The sequence below is a fragment of the Vibrio sp. TBV020 genome (assembly GCF_046056895.1).
In the GTDB taxonomy this organism is placed as follows: Bacteria; Pseudomonadota; Gammaproteobacteria; order Enterobacterales; family Vibrionaceae; genus Vibrio.
The window spans coordinates 3,149,215-3,167,022 of record NZ_JBEEAQ010000003.1 but is presented as its reverse complement, the minus strand read 5'-3'; the positions used below and the strand labels follow the sequence as shown (position 1 = coordinate 3,167,022).

General features: G+C 44.4%; 17 protein-coding genes and 1 riboswitch. Of the genes, 8 read left to right on the top strand and 9 right to left on the bottom strand.

Translation table 11 applies throughout. The features are described from left to right. Positions 1-188 precede the first annotated feature (188 nt). The 7 genes from AAFX28_RS22470 to AAFX28_RS22440 form a co-directional block, all read right to left on the bottom strand. On the bottom strand, positions 189-1,085 hold the full coding sequence (locus AAFX28_RS22470; protein WP_408690741.1) for a TIGR03899 family protein: 897 nt from the start codon (positions 1,083-1,085) through the stop codon (positions 189-191). A gap of 300 nt (positions 1,086-1,385) precedes the next feature. Beyond that, entirely contained in the window at positions 1,386-1,883 is a 498-nt protein-coding gene (locus AAFX28_RS22465) for a DUF3299 domain-containing protein (protein ID WP_408690740.1), read from the bottom strand. A gap of 2 nt (positions 1,884-1,885) precedes the next feature. Continuing rightward, entirely contained in the window at positions 1,886-3,145 is a 1,260-nt protein-coding gene (locus AAFX28_RS22460) for an ABC transporter permease (protein ID WP_408690739.1), read from the bottom strand. Beyond that, the gene (locus tag AAFX28_RS22455; protein WP_408690738.1) at positions 3,142-3,849 is read right to left on the bottom strand and encodes an ABC transporter ATP-binding protein; all 708 of its coding nucleotides are present in this window, start codon (positions 3,847-3,849) and stop codon (positions 3,142-3,144) included. Before AAFX28_RS22455 ends, AAFX28_RS22460 begins: the two co-directional genes overlap by 4 nt. A gap of 56 nt (positions 3,850-3,905) precedes the next feature. Next, complete coding sequence (locus tag AAFX28_RS22450; RefSeq protein WP_408690737.1) at positions 3,906-4,688, bottom strand: DUF2796 domain-containing protein; 783 nt, start codon at positions 4,686-4,688, stop codon at positions 3,906-3,908. Between the two features lie 84 nt (positions 4,689-4,772). Continuing rightward, positions 4,773-5,000: a DUF2607 family protein gene (locus tag AAFX28_RS22445; protein ID WP_408690929.1), complete on the bottom strand. Its 228-nt coding sequence runs from the start codon at positions 4,998-5,000 to the stop codon at positions 4,773-4,775. 141 nt (positions 5,001-5,141) lie between these two features. Further along, positions 5,142-5,693: a YtfJ family protein gene (locus AAFX28_RS22440; RefSeq protein ID WP_408690736.1), complete on the bottom strand. Its 552-nt coding sequence runs from the start codon at positions 5,691-5,693 to the stop codon at positions 5,142-5,144. Between the two features lie 203 nt (positions 5,694-5,896). Between AAFX28_RS22440 and AAFX28_RS22435 the strand changes: the two genes are divergently transcribed. Further along, entirely contained in the window at positions 5,897-6,097 is a 201-nt protein-coding gene (locus tag AAFX28_RS22435) for a DUF1107 family protein (protein ID WP_408690735.1), read from the top strand. Positions 6,098-6,157: 60 nt separating this feature from the next. On the opposite strand, the gene msrA is transcribed toward AAFX28_RS22435, so the two are convergent. Continuing rightward, on the bottom strand, positions 6,158-6,778 hold the full coding sequence (msrA, locus tag AAFX28_RS22430) for a peptide-methionine (S)-S-oxide reductase MsrA (RefSeq protein ID WP_408690734.1): 621 nt from the start codon (positions 6,776-6,778) through the stop codon (positions 6,158-6,160). Positions 6,779-6,895: 117 nt separating this feature from the next. Here msrA and AAFX28_RS22425 point away from each other — a divergent pair, with 117 nt between their 5' ends. From AAFX28_RS22425 to AAFX28_RS22410, 4 genes are read left to right on the top strand one after another with little or no spacing between them, the layout of a single operon-like run. Further along, complete coding sequence (locus AAFX28_RS22425) at positions 6,896-8,611, top strand: autotransporter assembly complex protein TamA (RefSeq protein ID WP_408690733.1); 1,716 nt, start codon at positions 6,896-6,898, stop codon at positions 8,609-8,611. Then, complete coding sequence (locus AAFX28_RS22420) at positions 8,608-12,372, top strand: translocation/assembly module TamB domain-containing protein (RefSeq protein WP_408690732.1); 3,765 nt, start codon at positions 8,608-8,610, stop codon at positions 12,370-12,372. The genes AAFX28_RS22425 and AAFX28_RS22420 overlap by 4 nt, the downstream gene beginning before the upstream one ends. Before the next feature lie 8 nt (positions 12,373-12,380). After that, positions 12,381-12,728 carry a gamma-glutamylcyclotransferase gene (locus AAFX28_RS22415; protein WP_408690731.1) on the top strand — a complete coding sequence of 116 codons (348 nt, stop codon included), beginning with the start codon at positions 12,381-12,383 and terminating at the stop codon, positions 12,726-12,728. Positions 12,729-12,781: 53 nt separating this feature from the next. Continuing rightward, positions 12,782-13,141: a DUF2799 domain-containing protein gene (locus AAFX28_RS22410; protein ID WP_408690730.1), complete on the top strand. Its 360-nt coding sequence runs from the start codon at positions 12,782-12,784 to the stop codon at positions 13,139-13,141. A gap of 84 nt (positions 13,142-13,225) precedes the next feature. Here AAFX28_RS22410 and fbp read toward each other — a convergent pair whose 3' ends face one another. Beyond that, positions 13,226-14,242 (bottom strand): class 1 fructose-bisphosphatase, encoded by a 1,017-nt coding sequence (gene fbp, locus AAFX28_RS22405; protein WP_408690729.1) that lies wholly within the window; start codon positions 14,240-14,242, stop codon positions 13,226-13,228. 310 nt (positions 14,243-14,552) lie between these two features. Here fbp and mpl point away from each other — a divergent pair, with 310 nt between their 5' ends. From mpl to thiB, 3 genes are all read left to right on the top strand, one after another. Continuing rightward, on the top strand, positions 14,553-15,905 hold the full coding sequence (gene mpl / locus AAFX28_RS22400) for a UDP-N-acetylmuramate:L-alanyl-gamma-D-glutamyl-meso-diaminopimelate ligase (RefSeq protein WP_408690728.1): 1,353 nt from the start codon (positions 14,553-14,555) through the stop codon (positions 15,903-15,905). Between the two features lie 12 nt (positions 15,906-15,917). Then, on the top strand, positions 15,918-16,544 hold the full coding sequence (locus AAFX28_RS22395) for a flavin prenyltransferase UbiX (protein WP_408690727.1): 627 nt from the start codon (positions 15,918-15,920) through the stop codon (positions 16,542-16,544). 74 nt (positions 16,545-16,618) lie between these two features. Beyond that, positions 16,619-16,739: riboswitch (TPP riboswitch) on the top strand. A gap of 52 nt (positions 16,740-16,791) precedes the next feature. Then, complete coding sequence (thiB, locus tag AAFX28_RS22390; protein ID WP_408690726.1) at positions 16,792-17,799, top strand: thiamine ABC transporter substrate binding subunit; 1,008 nt, start codon at positions 16,792-16,794, stop codon at positions 17,797-17,799. Positions 17,800-17,808 lie beyond the last annotated feature (9 nt).

Below are 17,808 nucleotides of genomic sequence, written 5' to 3'. Positions count from 1 at the left end.
CAGCAGAGATGCTGGCGTTTTTGTTGGTATTAAACTTCGTTGTTGAGGCTTTGTCATTCCATAGACTGACGAAGGAAGGAGTAGGGAATCTATTCTAGAGTGATTTACGTTCTAGAGATCCCCAATTCACTCATCCTTCGCTCTTGAGGATGACTAGTCGTAGAGGTGTTTTCTCGTTTGTTATGATCCTAAGCCATCGTATCAATGGTGGACTTTGCTTCGCTGCTGGCTGTGAATTTTTGACTTAGTAGCGCCACCAACTGATCGTAATACTGAGAGTTTGGCTTATTACCCAATAGCTTACATAACTCGTTCCCAGTAGGGCTAAAACGGTAATAGAGTAAGCGAACCCCTTTGTTGTGAGCTTGAAGAGAAAGCTGCTTACCTTGGTAAGTTAAGGGTAAAGGTGTATCGAGCTCGATTTCACCCGATTCTAGCTCTGTACCGTGCATTAAGCCAAGTTCGAACAATACCAGCAAGCTTGAGTAGGGTAACTGAAAATTACCAACATTGATGTTACCGGTGACATTTCGTTTTCCGAAGCTAAAAATGCCACCTTGCGCTCGATAACCTACCAATAGCTTTCGGCTATTATCGCCACCAAAACTACATGCTAATGAAGCCGCGCGTTGAAGGATTTGCGCTTCTTTAGGTGTCATGTCTTGTAAAACTTTTAGCGCCTTCATAGACGTTGAGCCTGGGTTGGTGACTTCGCGCTTAAGTACTTGTGCCCATAACCGTTGCATCGCCTGGTTGTGGACTTCTTGTGCCATATCGAAGAAACGATAGAGCCAATCTTGATCGGGATCGCCAGCGGTTTCATCTTTACATGAAACGTGCGCAAGTTTGAGGATTTGTTCTAAGTTTTTTTGGCGTAGCTCTTTACGCTTTTTTTCACGAATTAAAGCCCGTTCAATAGTGGTTTTTTGGGGAGATTCGGCCTGCAATAGCGCATCTAAGCCGTAGGTTTGTGCAATGTTGATAATACGGCTTGCACTGTCTTTGATATAGCTAGATTTCTTCTCTTGTCGTTGAGATTGCTCAGCTGGTTGGTCTATGACAACGGGTTTACTGTTCTCAGACATGCTATTTCCTTAGCCATCAGATGCTTACTATTGATTACTAAATGTACCTCGGAACTGCATCGTCTGCCAGAAAAAGACTGTGAGCCACTCTATAAAAAATATCACTATCATAAATGATAACAAGTTGTTAAAATTGTTATCGTCAGTTTTGAGGGGCTTATGAAGTATTTCAATGAGAATAAACTAAAAAAGCACCTGTCAATTGCCCTATTGTTGCTCATCTACGTCGGAGTGCTAGGTTATCTCTCTAGCTACTTATCCTAATATAGGTAATTAACAGGCTGCTTCAGTTGTTAACATCTACATATCATCATATTCGGCGATTTCAGTGCCTTGTATGACATATCCCGTTTCCGCTAGCTCATGACTAATGGTTTCTGTCTTAAGCGTGCCTATTACGTAAATCACATCCCATAGCTGCTGTACAGGTGCTCCTTTCGGGAATTTCACGTAAATGATCTGGTTTGGCGGCGGTGGTGGAACGTGGATACAAGCTCCAAAATATGGCACTAGAAGAAACTCAGTGACCATATTCTCATCCCCTTCTAGAGGAATAACAAATCCTGGAATTTTTACAGTGCTACCGTTGAGTTCTTGTCTTACTGTTCCGACTTTAGACTGCTGCATGACATCACCAGAGTGATCAATGGCAGGCATACCATAAGCATCAAACTGGTTGCGTTCGCTTTCTGGAATTAAGTCAATCCATTCTAGTGTTAGTGTATCTTCAGCGCTTGCTGAGTGTGTTGTCAGGCCAACTGAAAATATGGCCAAGAATAAAAGAATCAGTTTTTTCATAGTTATACTCGAATCGTCATGCCATCGCTGAGAGATTGCTTGTAAGCTCTGAGTGCAGGAATAAAGCCGATGATAGTACCAGCAATTTGGACTGCAGCTAAGAGTAACCACTCATATTGGGATAAGGTGGTCATTTGTAAGTTAATGCCATATTGCTGCTGAATGATAGGAGCAGCCATTGCAAGCATTGCATATAAGCCAAGGGTACCGACAACCAAACCGATGAAGGTAAGAACACTGGCTTCTAAGATCAGTAGACTAAATACGTGTCGTGGACGAGCGCCCATTGCTCGTAGGATCGCCATCTCTCTGCGTCGCTCTTGCAAACTGGTTAACAAGCTCGATAGCATTCCCAATAGGCCAGCAATTACGACGAAAACGGACACGGCCATCAATGCTTGCTCTGCTACTGACATCATCCCCCATAATTCATGCAATGCTACACCAGGTAAAATTGCACTGAGTGGTTCTTTTGAATAGGTGTTGATTTGCCTTTGCAGAGCGAATGTTTGAATCTTGGACTTCAAACCTAGCATCATTGCGGTGATTTGCTTAGGTTGAAAGTTCATTTCCAGCAATTGCTCTGCGCTTGGGTTATTACCTAGGTTAGCGCCTGACTCCCAACCAACGTGAATCGCTTCAATAGCCTCAAGAGAAACGTGTACGGTCTTATCAACTGGTGTACCTGTCGGAGCAAGAATACCGACCACTTTAAACGGGGTGTTCTCGTGGCGACTAAACCCAACATCACTGATGCCGTGAGCGATAACCATTTCACTGCCGATACGGTAGTTAAGGGAGCGGGCAACATCGGCGCCAATCACAGCCTCAAACAATCCATTGAATTCTTTACCTTGGCTAAAGGCTAAATTTTGTTTTTGTCCATAGCGATAGTGTTCAAAATAGCTATGGTTGGTGCCCATTACTCGAAAACCTTTGTGTGAGTCCCCAAGTGATATTGGAATTGCCCAATCGACAGCGCGATGTTGGCTAAACTCTTGATAGCTTTTCCAATCAATATTGTTGGTCGCATTGCCAATACGAAACACAGAGTAAAGAAGTAAGTTTACTTGGCCAGAACGTCCACCAACGATTAAGTCTGTGCCTGAGATAGTGTTAGCGAAGCTACTTTTTGCTTGAGTTCGGATACGTTCCACGCCGAGGAGGAGAATCACCGAGATAGCGACCGTTAGAATAGTAAGTATTGCAGTGACTTTTCTATTACGTACGCTCTTCCAAGCTAGTGAAAGCGTTGGTGTCATAGCTGACCTCCCGCTTGGTTTAGTTGCTGTAGGTTGATTGTGCGGTCAAACAATGGTTCGAGCGTAGGGTCATGGCTGACAAACAATAATGTGGCATTAGCTTGGTTAACTTGCTCTAGCAACAGTTCGATAAATACACTTCGGGTGTCAAAATCTAGCGATGAAGTTGGCTCATCAGCAATGACGATTTGAGGGTTGCCAATTAAGGCTCTTGCCGCAGCAACGCGCTGTTGTTGACCAATGCTAAGCTCTGTCACTGGTTTATTGAGCAGAGCGCTCGGTAGGCGCAGTTTTTTCAAAAGCTCGATAGCTTTCTCGGCTAAGTCCCCCGCGACTTGTTTTTTTCGTTGTGGGGCGAACTGGCAAGGAAGAGTGACGTTTTCAATGACACTTAAATAAGGGAGTAAGTTGAACTGCTGGAAAATATATCCGATGTGATTGGCGCGAAACTTATCTCTCTGACTGCCTGACATCGCAGATAGCTCTTGGCTGAGCACATTCACTTGACCACGAGTGGTGGTATTGATCCCGGTCAGAAGCCCGAGCAAGGTTGATTTGCCACAGCCACTTGGTCCTTTAATAAAAAGATGTTCACCACGATTCACAACTAATGAAGGGATATCGAGAGTTGGTGAGTCATTGCCCGGCCAAGTAAATTGGACCTGAGTAAGTTCAACCACGGAAGAATGGTCTGTCTTAGCCATAGTAGGAATCCAGATTGAGTTTAGTGGCCTAGTGATAACTAGGCCACGTTCTAACGTTAAAGTGAGATTTTGTGGTTGTCTTTATTTAGCTGCAGAGCGGCTTGCTTAGTATCGGTTAATACATTTACTTTAATTGATTCAGTCGTTGGGAAGTGAGAGAACCAACTAGTATCAATGCTATCTAATGCGGCTACGTCGCTACACTCGAAATGATACTCAACAGTAAACTCGCCATGTGATGACGCATGTTCACCATGGTCATGGTGATCATGGCCTTTGTGGTCATGGTGGTCGTGGCCTTCGTGATCATCATGGCCTTTGTGGTCATCATGGTGGTCGTGGCCTTCGTGATCATCATGACCTTTGTGGTCATCATGGTGGTCGTGGCCTTCGTGATCGTCATGGCCTTTGTGGTCATCATGGTGGTCGTGGCCTTCGTGATCGTCATGGCCTTTGTGGTCATCGTGATGGTCGTGACCTTCATGGTCGTTATGATCATGGTGGCCATCATTGCCACCCAATGTATGTGTCACTGATTGATGTGTGATTTTACAGCCTGCACTTGCTGCCAGAGTAAAAATGTTACCTGCGTTCTTCAGCTGAGCCACAGCACTTTCTAATGCGTGCTCTTGCTCTTCCGTTTTTGGTGCATGTTCAAACCCAACAACATCGGCACCTGGTGCAGTGATTTCCATAAGGAGTTCATTGCCATCTTGAGCAATGTTCAGTTCAACTTCACCGTGAACATGAGCACTATGTTGGCGGAAACCATCTTCAGCTTGTGCAAATCCGCTGACGGCTAGAGTAATACCAAGTGCGATAGGGGTGATCTTATTCATTGTATTTCCTGAAAATTATTTAATTATTAAGATTTAAGTAATCACAATGTAGTGGCTACTTTGACTACTGGATTGAGACAACGTTCAAGAAATTGGTGGAGAGCGAGCTAAATAAGCAAAAGAAAAAACGCTGTTGAAGTGATAGATCTTTAGAGGGTCGTGATCGATCCCGACAAGAGGGAGAGTCGGAGCATTGAGTGAAGGGCTCGCTCCGTGCAGCACACTGGCAAATTGTTCGCAGTTGTGATGAGAATGATGCGATCGTGATAGATCATATTGGTGCTCAATAAACGCAAAGTTGAGCCACAGCAATAATGCAATAGCGCTAAGTGCCGTTATGGCGCAGCGAGTGGAGACTAAGCGAAATTGAAACAATGTAGCATCATATTGAGTAAGAGGAGTTGTTATACTATAACAATTCCTCTTTAAACTCGATACTGTTAAGGCGGAGTTTTAGATGTTCTCTTTGACTAATAAGAGTACTTGTTGGATCTCTTGCTCGTTTAACGAACCTTCTTTAACAAACAGTACTTTACCTTGTTTATCTTGAACAATGATTGCAGATGATTCTTCCGCAAGATCCCATGCTTTTGCGACAGTCCCTTCTTCATCAAGAACCATTGATGACCAAGGGAACTCTTTTTTACTGTCTTGCGCCGAAGACTTCACGAACGATCCTGTACCCCAAATAGCATCATCTTGGTTGATGATCGTCGTGGTTTGATAACTTTGTTCTGGAAGTTTCGCTGCGGTAATTGCAGTCATAAGTGGTGCATTCATTTCTTTCGAGCTGCTACGTCCTGCAATCGCTTGTATTACTCGAACTTTACCAAGCATGTTTTGTGTCGACCATTCGTTGAACGCTGTCTCTTCACCGCTTAAGACAATTTCACCATGATTCGATACATCCACACTTGGAACAGTTTGTCCTACAGAGATGTTGTGTGCCATTGCAAATGTTGGAGAGCATGCAATAGCAAGTGCTAGTAGAGTTTTATTTTTCATTGTTATCTTCCTTTTAGTAAGCGCAAAAAGTATATACCGAAAATTGAAAAAGTGGTGTTATGTGTTTCCATGCAGTGAAATGGCCCAAACTTTTAACAAAATGATATACATTAAAAACAATGTGTATATAATGCTCCATGAGCTCTAAGGAATAGAGCACGTAACCCTGCGAGGTTGCATCACAAAAGGATATTGGAGTTGTTATGCTACGTGAGTTTACTATCTATCGACCACGCCAAGTGGCTCGTTTTGTTAAAACCTTGTTTAAAGGTCAATTCGTTATTTCAGGTGTAGGTGAGTTCAACTTTGATAATGGCAAAGTGCTTGTCCCTGATGTCAAAGACCCGCAAAAGCTGCTGACTTTCAAAGAAATCAATCAAGCGATAGCGGCATTACCGGTCTAATTTACGGTTTCTTATACTTAGCATGAAATAAGTCGCCTCTTGGCGACTTTTTAGATTGAGTTATTGAGGTGGAAAACAGACGCCTGTCCCACCTATTCCACAATACCCATTTGGGTTTTTCGCGAGATATTGCTGGTGGTAATTTTCAGCGAAGAAATACTTTCCTGCGGGCAGAACTTCTGTAGTAATACTGTCGCTACCGAGAAGCGCTTGGTATTCCTGTTTCGACTCTAGGGCAACCTGCAGTTGTTCTTCACTGTAAACATAAATTGCTGAGCGGTATTGTGTTCCTAAATCATTACCTTGTCGCATGCCCTGCGTCGGGTTGTGTTTTTCCCAGAATGTGTGCAGCAGTTGTTTGAAGCTGATTTGGTTCGTATCAAAAATCACGCGTACGACCTCGGTATGCCCAGTTTGGCCAGAACATACCTCTTCGTATGTTGGGTTCGGGGTAAAGCCGCCGGAATAGCCGACTGACGTACTGATGACCCCTTCTAGTTGCCAGAAGAGACGTTCAGCTCCCCAGAAGCAGCCCATACCAAGTAGAACTTGTTCGCAACCTTGAGCAGGTTCTGCGGTCAAACTAGATTGATTGACGAAGTGAGTGTCTTCGATCGCAAGCGCAGTCTCACGGCCAGGTAACGCATCTTGTGCGGATATCAGGGATTGTTTGTTGAGCATCGTAGTTTCCTTGCTAAAGATAGAATTATATAGACCGCCTAATTGACTGTTTTTATACAGACTTATATTTTTACAGGCTGTACTATTCCCTTACGTGATGTAAACAGATAATTAAGCATGATCAGAAAGTCTTTACCAGCGCTATTAATACTTCTCACTGTAGCTCCTTTTTCGTCGGCTCAGGAGACGGATCTATCTATTGAGGGATTAGATGGTGCGTTAGAAGACAATGTTGATGTTTACCTATCTTCTATCCCTGTTGAAGAGTATTCGACCAGTTTACGTTTTCAAGCACGAGTGGAACGCAATATAACCGAGGCATTATCTGCACTGGGCTATTACCACCCTACGTTTGATTTTACTGTTCCTGAAGGTAGTTCTGATTTAACGGTAAAAGTCACCCCTGGCCCTGCGGTTATTATCCAAGAAGTGGATGTAAAAATTTCGGGAGAAGCGAAGAACGATCCCGATTTTGCTGCTTTGATTGAGAAAAGTGGCCTGAAAGCAGGAAATGCGCTTAACCACAGTTTATATGATGCACTCAAGTCAGGTATTCGAAACCTTGCGTTGCAAAAAGGGTACTTTGAAGGTGACTTTGAAGTTAGCCGTCTTGAAGTCGCGCCAGACTTGAATGAAGCGTTTATACGTCTCCATTACAATAGTGGTATGAGATATCATTTTGGCGCTAGCACCATCACTGGCAGCCAAATCGAACAAGATCGCGTCGAGTCCCTTTCCCCTTACAAATCAGGCGATCCCTATTTAGTTTCTCAAGTAGGTGAGTATAACCAAAACCTATCTAACACCGATTGGTTTTCTTCGGTGTTTGTTGAACCTGATTTGTCTCAACTCGGTGAAGGGCGAGAGTTACCGATGAAGGTATCGTTGGCTCCTCAGGCTCGAAATCAACTTGAAACGGGTATCGGTTATTCGACCGATGTGGGAGTGAGAGGGTCTCTAAAGTGGAAAAAACCATGGGTAAACAGTCGTGGACACAGTTTTGATAGTAGCTTCTCACTGTCAGCTCCTGAACAGACTATTACCGCAGGTTATCGTATTCCACTTGAAGATGTACTGCATGAGTACTATCGCATTCAATATGGAATGAAGAACCTTGATAACCGAGATACGAAAAGTTTGGAGTCTAACCTAGCTTTAGAAAGACATTGGGTTCTGGATAATGGTTGGCATAGAACCCTGTATGTTCGTTACTTGCTGGAAAACTATGAGCAAGGTTTGCAAGATGATACGGCCCAGTTTCTATTACCAGGCATCTCATTTTCTCGTAGTCGAATTCGTGGTGGTTCGATGCCTATGTGGGGGGATCGTCAAAGCTTAACGTTAGAAATTGGTGATTCGAGTGTATTGTCTGAAACTCGGGTTGCTCGTTTGCTCGGTGGTATGACTTGGATTCGCGGTATTGGTGATAACCATCGAGGAATTTTCCGTATTGATGGTGGTGCCAACTTCGCTGACGAGTTCACCAAACTTTCACCATCGCTGCGTTTCTTTGCTGGTGGTGATAACAATTTACGTGGTTATGGTTACGAATCTATCTCTCCAACCGATGCCAGTGGTGCGTTGACTGGTGCGAAATACATCGCAACCAGCTCTCTTGAATACCAATATCGAGTTTATGGAAATTGGTGGGGAGCGGTGTTTTATGATGTCGGTGATGCTTTTAATGAAACAATGGATTTAAAACGAGGTACGGGTGTGGGTGTGCGTTGGGCATCGCCAGTCGGGCCAATTCGATTAGATTTTGCTTGGGGTCTTGATGCGACTCCAGGTGATGAGTTCCAAGTTCACTTTACGTTAGGACCTGAACTATGACCCGAGTTGTAATTAAGTGGTCAAAGTGGCTGTCAGTTGCTCTTTTGGGTTTATTGGCGACTCTACTGCTTGCTATAAGCCTACTGCTGTTTACCAATAGTGGATTGAACCTAGCGTTATGGGGGGCAGAGAAATTTGTCCCTCAGTTAAAAGTAGAATCAACCAAAGGGGCGATATTGCCTCGCTTCACTTTGAATAATGTTTCCTTCAAAGATGACTCTTTGAATGTGGACACTCAACTCACATCCCTGACATTGGCAATAAATGCCAGTTGCTTGACAGAGCCAAGAGTCTGCATAGATGAAGTTGCGATTGATGGGCTTCGCTTTTCAATGCCTGAGTTACCTCCGACGACAGCACCAGCGGAAGAAGAGCCTGCTTCCTCTGGTGGTAAAGTAACGTCGCCTATTCCGATTGTAGTGAACCGTATTGCTCTAACTGATATTGAACTTGATGTTCTGAGCAATCAGATCTCTTGGCAGTCATTCACGACGGGAATTGCCTTTCAAGGTAATCGCTTGAGACTTAGTAAAACCAAGCTAACTAAGCCTTGGGTCAAGCTAGCGCCTACTAATGAAGCAACAGAGGAAAAAACGGTCTCAGAGCCTAATGACAAAGAGCCTGCACCTATTGTATTGCCAAATGTAGAGCTGCCTTTGCAAGTTGAAATTGTCCGTATCGATGTACATGACTTCAAGTTAGAGCAGGAGACGCCAGTCATTGTTCACCATTTAGGTTTAAGTGCCAATGCGAAAGGATCTAAGGTAGATGTTAAGACACTTGAGGTAAATATGCCTCAAGTGGAGGCAAGCCTTGCGACCCAAGTGGAGCTCACAGGGGACTACCCTTTAACACTGGATCTGGATGCGACGGTCAAAGAAGAAGTCGCGGCAGGACAAACACTCAAACTCAAGGCGGATGGCAGTGTTGCTAAGTTGAACTTAGATGCCAAGCTAGGTGGGCTTGCTAAAGCGGAATTGTCGGCAAAGATCGAGCCCTTAAAACCAGAACTCCCATTTGATATCAGTTTGAGTCAAGGTGATGTGCAGTGGCCTTTGACGGGTAAAGGCGACTACTTTGTCGTGATTGATAAACTTAATACCCAAGGCTCATTAAATGGTTACCAATTAGAACTAGATAGCGATATTAAAGGCAAGGAGCTCCCTGATCTTACTGTTTCATTGCAAGGAGAAGGGGACCTAAATCATGTGAAGATTCAGAAACTGGATTTAGCAACTTTGGGTGGTCATGTTACCGGAGACCTTCTTGCTGATTGGCAAGCGCCAATTAACTGGGCTGCTAACTTAGATCTTTCCCATATTCAACCAGGATTACAATGGCCGGAAGCTGAGGGTGACATTAGTGGTCGTGTAGAGACTACCGGTAATTTAACTGAGCAAGGTGGCTGGCAGGTTGAACTACCAACCCTGGATATTGATGGAATACTACGAGAGTACCCATTGAATATTGAAGGTGCATTATCCGCGTCAGATAAATCAGGTAAGGGTGATTTAAGCTTGCAAACACCACGCTTAGTGCTGTCTCATGGGCCAAACAGAATTGAGGCCAAAGGGGAGCTTGATAAAGAATGGCGAATGGATCTCGCGATAGATTTTCCGGACTTGATTAAGACAGTTCCCGACTTAAAAGGTAAAGCGGTTGGTGATGTATCCCTTCGAGGTGCACTGAAAGAGCCGAAAGTCGGTTTAGCATTAGATGTTAAAGATATCGATTGGCAAGATCAGGCAAGTGTTAAGCAAATTGTTCTAAAGGGGAATATCACACCATTGCCTGCACCTATTGGGCAGCTTTCTCTAAAAGTTCAACAAGCGCAGTATCAAGACACATTAGTCGATACTATTACTTTGAACTTTACCGGTTCACAACAAGAGCACCAGCTCAGTTTGGATGTAAATTCGAATATCGCTTCGACCAGTTTGGCGCTGAGTGGTTCATTGACAGATAAACCAGACATTGCTTGGCAAGGTGTTTTAGAAAGAATGACGCTGAGCTCTGAACAAGGTGAGTGGGAGCTCAATAAAGCAACCGAATTAGGCTTCGAAATGGCGACGCAACAAGTGGCTGTTGCAGCTCACTGTTGGCTGCAAGCGGACTCGTCTTTGTGTCTCGATAGTGACATTAAGGTAGGCCAAAGCGGTGAAGCAGCCTTAACCTTAAAGCAGTTTGATTTTGACCAAATAAAAACCTTTATACCAGAAGCGACTGAGTTGTCAGGGCAGACCAATGCGAACGTGTGGGCGAAGTGGGCAGCAGACACAGCACCTCAAGTGAAAGCGTCGATTGAATTACCAAAAGGTCAGGTGGTGCAAAAGCTGGAACAGCCGATACAAATTGGCTGGGAAAAGATTCACCTCAATGCTCAGCTGGCGGAAAATAAACTTCAGGCTGATTGGTTACTAGACGTTACTGATAATGGCGATGTGTCGGGGAACGTGACAATCCCCGATGTGCTAACTGACGATAAGCAGCTTGACGGTAAGTTAAAACTGACCACGTTCAATCTAGATTTTCTTGCCCCAATAGTGGGGGATTACAGTCAGTTGAAATCGAGTATCTCTACAGACTTATCGCTCAGTGGCCCAGCGATGCACCCAAAAGTGAACGGTAAGTTTTTAGTCGATGGTATTTCCTTGAAAGGAGATATCTCACCTGTAGAGGTAGATTCTGGTCGTTTAACTATCGACTTTAAAGGCTATGAAGCTCTACTAGCTGCCGCGATTCACACTCCGGATGGCAAGCTTGAAATCGCAGGTGATGCTGACTGGCAAGACTTAAAAGATTGGAGCAGTAATGTAAGAGTCTTTGCTGAGGAGTTGTATGTAGATGTACCTCCTATGGTTAAGGTGAAAGTGAAACCTGATATGACTATCTCAGCGTCGCCAAAACATGCCCGTATTGATGGTGACATCGCACTGCCATGGGGACGTATTACGGTTGAAGAATTGCCACCAAGTGCGATAGGGGTCTCGAAAGATCAAGTTCTATTAAATGATCAGCTTGAACCGATCGATCAAGACAGCGCGGTTCCGTTTGTTCTTGAAACCAATATCAATATTAAGATTGGAAATGATTTTAAGCTCTCTGCCTTTGGACTTGAAGGTGGGCTTGTCGGTAATCTAAATGTCACTCAGAAAGATAAAGGACCATTCATTACCGGTGAGATAAACATTACCGATGGTTCTTATACCTCGTTTGGTCAAGACCTTCTGATTCAAGAAGGCAAGATCTTGATGAATGGTCCAGCAGATCAGCCGTATGTACAAATTAGTGCAATCCGTAATCCGGACAATACTCAAGATGATGTGACTGCGGGTGTGAAAGTGACGGGGCCTGCTAGTGAGCCAACGGTAACCATCTTCTCAGAACCTGCGATGCCACAAGCCAATGCGCTCTCGTATCTATTGCGTGGCCAAGATATTGATGGTGAGGCGGGTGGTAATTCCATGACGACGACTCTGATTGGTCTAAGCTTAGCAAAGAGTGGACGAGTGGTTGGTGAAATTGGTGAGGCATTCGGTGTTCAAGATCTACAACTTGATACAGCAGGTAGTGGTGATGATTCTCAAGTTACGGTGAGTGGTTATATCTTACCGGGGCTACAAGTGAAGTATGGTGTCGGTATCTTTGATTCTGTCGGTGAATTCACGGTTCGATATCGTTTAATGCAAGATCTGTATGTTGAAGCGATATCCGGTGTCGATAGCGCAGTGGATCTCCTCTATCAATTTGAATTTAATTAGGAAATGCGATGCAACATTTGGTTTTTGTCTACGGCACATTACGCCATGGAGAGTGCAATCATCATTTATTGTCTCAATCTCAGTGGCTAGGGAATCACACGACGCCACCGTTTTACTCGCTTTATGATCTTGGCGCTTACCCTGCCGTAATAGAAGGTCATAGCGCAATCATCGGCGAAGTATACTTGGTGGATGACCAGACATTAGAGCAGCTTGATCTACTCGAAGAGGTGCCAGTGACCTATCGGCGTGAACAAATCGAAACGCCATTTGGTCACGCTTGGATGTATCTTTATCAAGATGTCAGTCAGCTCAGTGAAATGATATCGTCGGGAGATTGGTGTCAAAAGGTATAGCCATATTTGGCGAGCTCTAAGGTTTGCGCTGAGTATTCATTAAGGAGAGACTTATGAAATATCTATTAGCCGTGACGATATTCTTGCTGGTGGGATGTACTTCTCAACCAACACCAATGACCAGCTTAGCAAGTGATTGGTCTGATTATGGCCAGCAGCGTGCTGAACAAGGGTTTATCAAACAATCTGAGAGCAAGTTGGCTAAGCTAGACTCCCAAGGTTATTTAAATTCAGAGCTTTATATGGCTTATGATAATGGTTACGAACAAGGTAGAGAAACGTACTGTTCTCAAAGTGCTTATATGTTAGGTGTCATGGGTAAACCTTATCGCGGAATTTGCGAAAGATTGGATCCATTCTTCTACCAAGACTATGTCTCCGGTAAGAACTCGACAGCGGGATCTCCATTTTAGTTCTCGCGCTAAGTTTTATATCCAGAAGCTATAAAAAAGAGTCGACTATGGTCGACTCTTTTTTTGTTGAAAGGGTGTTTGACGTTAATCGTCTTCACGGTTGAGTTCTAAAAACTCTTCCACTTTTTTCACCATGTTCTTCGAACCGACGAAGAACGGTACACGTTGGTGCAGCTCGGTCGGTTTGATGTCCATAATACGTTGTACACCATCAGAAGCCACGCCGCCCGCTTGTTCAATGATGTAAGCCATTGGGTTGCATTCATAAAGAAGGCGTAGCTTACCATTTGGGTGGCTTTGTGTGCTTGGGTAAAGGTAGATACCACCTTTAAGCAAGTTACGGTGGAAATCAGCTACCAGAGAACCAATGTAGCGAGATGTGTATGGACGATTCTCGCTTGGCTCACTTTCCTGACAATACTTGATGTATTTTTTTACGCCCATTGGGAAACGGATGTAGTTGCCTTCGTTGATCGAGTAGATGTTGCCATCTTCTGGGATCATCATATTTTCATGAGATAAGCAGAAGGTGCCAAGTGATGGGTCGTAAGTGAAACCGTTTACGCCGTTACCTGTTGTGTAAACCAACATCGTTGATGAACCGTAAATCACATAACCTGCAGCGACCTGTTTGTGGCCAGGTTGAAGGAAATCTTCTTCCGTTGGAGGAGTACCGATAGGTGACACACGGCGGTAGATTGAGAAAATAGTACCAACAGAAACGTTTACATCGATATTTGATGAGCCATCAAGAGGGTCCATCAAGACAACGTATTTAGCATTTTTGTTGAGTTCTTTATTAAACGCTACAGCCTCATCTTCTTCTTCACTGGCTACACCACACACTTGATCGCGTGCTTCTAGAGCAGCTTTAAACTTGTCGTTGGCATATAGGTCCAGCTTTTGTTGATCTTCGCCTTGGACATTTTCAGTGCCGACAGCACCAGTAATATCACCTAATCCTGCCGCATTAATTTCGCGGTTGACGATTTTAGCAGCTAGGCGAATAGAAGAGAGTAGGGATGATAGATCACCGCTAGCGTGGGGGAAGTCCGCTTGTTTTTCAACAATGAACTCGCCAAGGGTGCGCATTCCAGACATGGTTTTTCCTTAAAAAGTCGCTCTTAAAATAGGGGGATGGGCAGTGTTGACCTCTTACGGATCTTTTAGGGCTACCCGTGGATAAGTGTAAGAGTTAGATCTTTTTATTGGTAATGAACTAACTGTTTGAGATCTCAATTTATTTGTCGACTAATGAGTGGACTTACATTTATTCATTGAATAGAGAGTTGCTGGTGCAAGAGTGAGCAACTAGATAGTGAAAGAGAGGTTTGAGTGCGCAAAGTGGTTCGCTTTTGGCGGCTTTATCGCCATAATGAAGAACTTATTTTTGCCTAGGACAAGGTCAGTTATGCATATTCATATCTTGGGAATTTGCGGCACATTTATGGGTGGCGCGGCAGTTTTAGCTCGTCAGCTTGGACATAAAGTGACGGGAAGTGATGCGAATGTTTACCCGCCAATGAGCACCCTTTTGGAGTCTCAAGGTATTGAAATTATTGAAGGCTTTGACCCATCTCAGCTAGACCCTGCTCCTGATCTTGTTGTTATAGGTAATGCTATGAGTCGGGGCAATCCATGTGTCGAGCATGTACTAAATAGTAACTTGCGTTATACGTCTGGCCCTCAGTGGTTACAGGAGTTCTTGTTACATGATCGTTGGGTATTAGCAGTGTCGGGCACTCATGGCAAAACGACGACATCAAGCATGCTGGCTTGGATCCTTGAAGATTGTGGCTACCAACCTGGTTTCCTTGTTGGTGGTGTTCTAGGGAACTTTGGTATCTCAGCGCGCTTAGGCGAAAGTATGTTTTTTGTGGTGGAAGCTGATGAATACGACAGTGCTTTTTTCGACAAGCGCTCGAAGTTCGTTCATTACCATCCAAGAACGCTAGTGATGAATAATTTGGAGTTTGATCATGCTGATATTTTTGATGATCTAGAAGCAATTAAGCGTCAATTCCACCACTTAGTTCGAACTGTCCCTGGCAATGGTCGTATTTTGGCACCGAAACAAGATATCGCTTTAGATGATGTATTGCAGCGCGGCTGTTGGAGTGAAACGGAATTTAGCGGTCAACAAGGGGATTGGCAGGCCGAGAAGCTGATTGCCGACGGCTCAGAGTTTAAAGTCCTATTCCAAGGTGAAAATGTTGGGATCGTGAAGTGGGACTTAGTTGGTGACCATAATGTTGATAACGCTTTGATGGCGATTGCCGCTGCGCGTCATGTTGGTGTTACACCGGATTTAGCCTGTGAGTCATTGGCTAAATTTATCAATACTAAGCGTCGTCTAGAATTAAAAGGCGAAGTGAATGGTGTCATGGTTTATGACGATTTTGCTCACCACCCGACAGCCATTGAACTAACTTTGGGTGGTCTGCGTAATAAAGTCGGCAGTGACAAGGTTATCGCTGTTCTTGAGCCACGTAGTGCCACTATGAAACGTGGTGTCCACAAAGATTCATTGGCTGATTCGTTAGCTAAGGCCGACGAAGTATTTCTTTACCAACCGGACAGTATTGACTGGTCAGTAAAAGAGATTGCAAATCAATGTCATCAGCCCGCGCAAGCATCTGGCAACATTGACGAGCTAGTCGCTAACATCGTTAGTCGTGCACAGCCGGGCAGCCATATCCTAGTGATGAGCAATGGCGGGTTTGAAGGCATTCACGGCAAGTTATTAGAAAAGTTAGGCGAGTAACCAGAAATAGAAATGAGTAAACAGCAAAAAGCGATTACCTTGGCATTCACCGGAGCTTCTGGAGCACCTTATGGGCTAAGGTTATTGGAGTGTTTATTAGCAGCAGACTATCAAGTCTATTTATTGATATCTTCAGCCGCGCGAGTAGTTCTTGCTACTGAGCATGGTTTGAAGCTGTCAGGTAACCCTGATGCCGCTAAACAAGCGCTAATTGAGCACTTAAATTGCGATCCTGATAAGTTAGTCGTTTGTGGTAAAGACGATTGGTTCTCTCCTGTAGCTTCAGGGTCTGCTGCTCCAAAACAGATGGTGGTTTGTCCATGTTCTGCGGGTAGCGTTGCCGCTATCGCTCATGGTATGTCAGACAACCTTATCGAGCGTGCTGCCGACGTCGTCATGAAAGAGCGTGGACAGTTATTACTTGTTGTACGTGAGACTCCATTTTCAACGCTGCACCTAGAGAATATGCACAAGCTTTCTCAGATGGGAGTAACCATCATGCCAGCAGCGCCTGGTTTCTATCATCAACCTAAGTCTATTGAAGACTTGGTCGATTTTATGGTTGCGCGCATCTTGGATCATCTTGGTGTGGAACAAGGTTTAGTTCCTCGTTGGGGCTACGATTCCCGTCATATTTGAATTTGATTGTCGCCTAGCGGAACTCCAACTATTTAGGGGATAGCTATTGGGTATCAATAATATTACAATTTGACGGTTACTCATCGGGGAGCTATTGACCCAAGTTATATTGGATCAAGCTGAGATCAAGTTAAGCTTGGGACCCGTGGACCTGAACCAGATAATGCTGGCGTAGGAATTGAGTCTGGATTTATCACCAAGATACCTCCCTCAACCCTGTGCCGCTCATACAAGGAGAGAGCGAGCAGTGAAAACCACTCTAAGCACACTTTCAATCAGCACTCTAGCGGCTGCGACACTAACTTCATTTTCTGCTTTCGCTGCAGACAACACATTAACGGTTTACACCTATGACTCTTTTGCAGCAGATTGGGGACCGGGTCCAACCGTAGAAAAAGCGTTTGAAGAAAAATGTGGCTGCGACGTGAACTTTGTCGCGCTAGACGATGGCGTTTCAATTCTTAACCGCTTACGTTTAGAAGGCGACAATAGCAAAGCTGATGTCGTGCTAGGTCTAGACAACAACCTGATGGCTGAAGCAAAGCAAACCGGCTTGCTCGCTGAGCACAAAGTTGATACTAGCTCTGTGACTCTACCAAATGGCTGGAATGACAAGACGTTCGTTCCTTACGATTTCGGTTATTTTGCATTTGTTTACAACAAAGAAACGCTTGCTAACCCACCAAAGAGTTTGAAAGAGTTAGTAGAGTCTCGTGATGACCTAAAGGTTATTTATCAAGATCCTCGTACCTCGACACCTGGTCAGGGTCTGATGCTATGGATGAAATCTGTCTATGGTGACAATGCGACTCAAGCATGGAAGCAACTGGCGGAAAAGACAGTGACCGTAACCAAAGGTTGGTCTGAAGCTTACTCAATGTTCTTAGAAGGTGAGTCTGATTTAGTTCTGTCTTACACCACTTCACCAGCTTACCACCTGATTGCTGAAAATGATGCCAAGTACGCAGCGGCAGATTTTGCTGAAGGTCACTACACTCAAGTGGAAGTTGCAGCAAAAGTAAAAGGCTCAAGCAACGAGAAACTTGCCGATGAATTTATGAGCTTTATCTTAAGTGATGAATTCCAATCAGCAATGCCTACGGGTAACTGGATGTACCCAGTGACGAATGTCGAGCTACCTAAAGGTTTTGAAACTCTGACTGTTCCTAGCCAAGCGCTAAGCTTTAGTGCCGATGAAGTTGCACAGAGCCGCAAGTCTTGGATTCGTGAATGGCAAAGTGCATTAACCTTCTAAGGGATTCTT

Excerpts from the sequence above, each read along its gene's own strand:
- AAFX28_RS22455 (WP_408690738.1), bottom strand. The coding sequence starts at position 3,849 with ATGGCTAAGACAGACCATTCTTCCGTGGTTGAACTTACTCAGGTCCAA.
- fbp (WP_408690729.1), bottom strand. The coding sequence starts at position 14,242 with ATGTCTGGAATGCGCACCCTTGGCGAGTTCATTGTTGAAAAACAAGCG.
- AAFX28_RS22450 (WP_408690737.1), bottom strand. The coding sequence starts at position 4,688 with ATGAATAAGATCACCCCTATCGCACTTGGTATTACTCTAGCCGTCAGC.
- AAFX28_RS22465 (WP_408690740.1), bottom strand. The coding sequence starts at position 1,883 with ATGAAAAAACTGATTCTTTTATTCTTGGCCATATTTTCAGTTGGCCTG.
- mpl (WP_408690728.1), top strand. The coding sequence starts at position 14,553 with ATGCATATTCATATCTTGGGAATTTGCGGCACATTTATGGGTGGCGCG.
- AAFX28_RS22435 (WP_408690735.1), top strand. The coding sequence starts at position 5,897 with ATGCTACGTGAGTTTACTATCTATCGACCACGCCAAGTGGCTCGTTTT.
- AAFX28_RS22420 (WP_408690732.1), top strand. The coding sequence starts at position 8,608 with ATGACCCGAGTTGTAATTAAGTGGTCAAAGTGGCTGTCAGTTGCTCTT.
- AAFX28_RS22395 (WP_408690727.1), top strand. The coding sequence starts at position 15,918 with ATGAGTAAACAGCAAAAAGCGATTACCTTGGCATTCACCGGAGCTTCT.
- AAFX28_RS22440 (WP_408690736.1), bottom strand. The coding sequence starts at position 5,693 with ATGAAAAATAAAACTCTACTAGCACTTGCTATTGCATGCTCTCCAACA.
- AAFX28_RS22410 (WP_408690730.1), top strand. The coding sequence starts at position 12,782 with ATGAAATATCTATTAGCCGTGACGATATTCTTGCTGGTGGGATGTACT.
- AAFX28_RS22425 (WP_408690733.1), top strand. The coding sequence starts at position 6,896 with ATGATCAGAAAGTCTTTACCAGCGCTATTAATACTTCTCACTGTAGCT.
- AAFX28_RS22415 (WP_408690731.1), top strand. The coding sequence starts at position 12,381 with ATGCAACATTTGGTTTTTGTCTACGGCACATTACGCCATGGAGAGTGC.
- AAFX28_RS22460 (WP_408690739.1), bottom strand. The coding sequence starts at position 3,145 with ATGACACCAACGCTTTCACTAGCTTGGAAGAGCGTACGTAATAGAAAA.
- msrA (WP_408690734.1), bottom strand. The coding sequence starts at position 6,778 with ATGCTCAACAAACAATCCCTGATATCCGCACAAGATGCGTTACCTGGC.
- AAFX28_RS22470 (WP_408690741.1), bottom strand. The coding sequence starts at position 1,085 with ATGTCTGAGAACAGTAAACCCGTTGTCATAGACCAACCAGCTGAGCAA.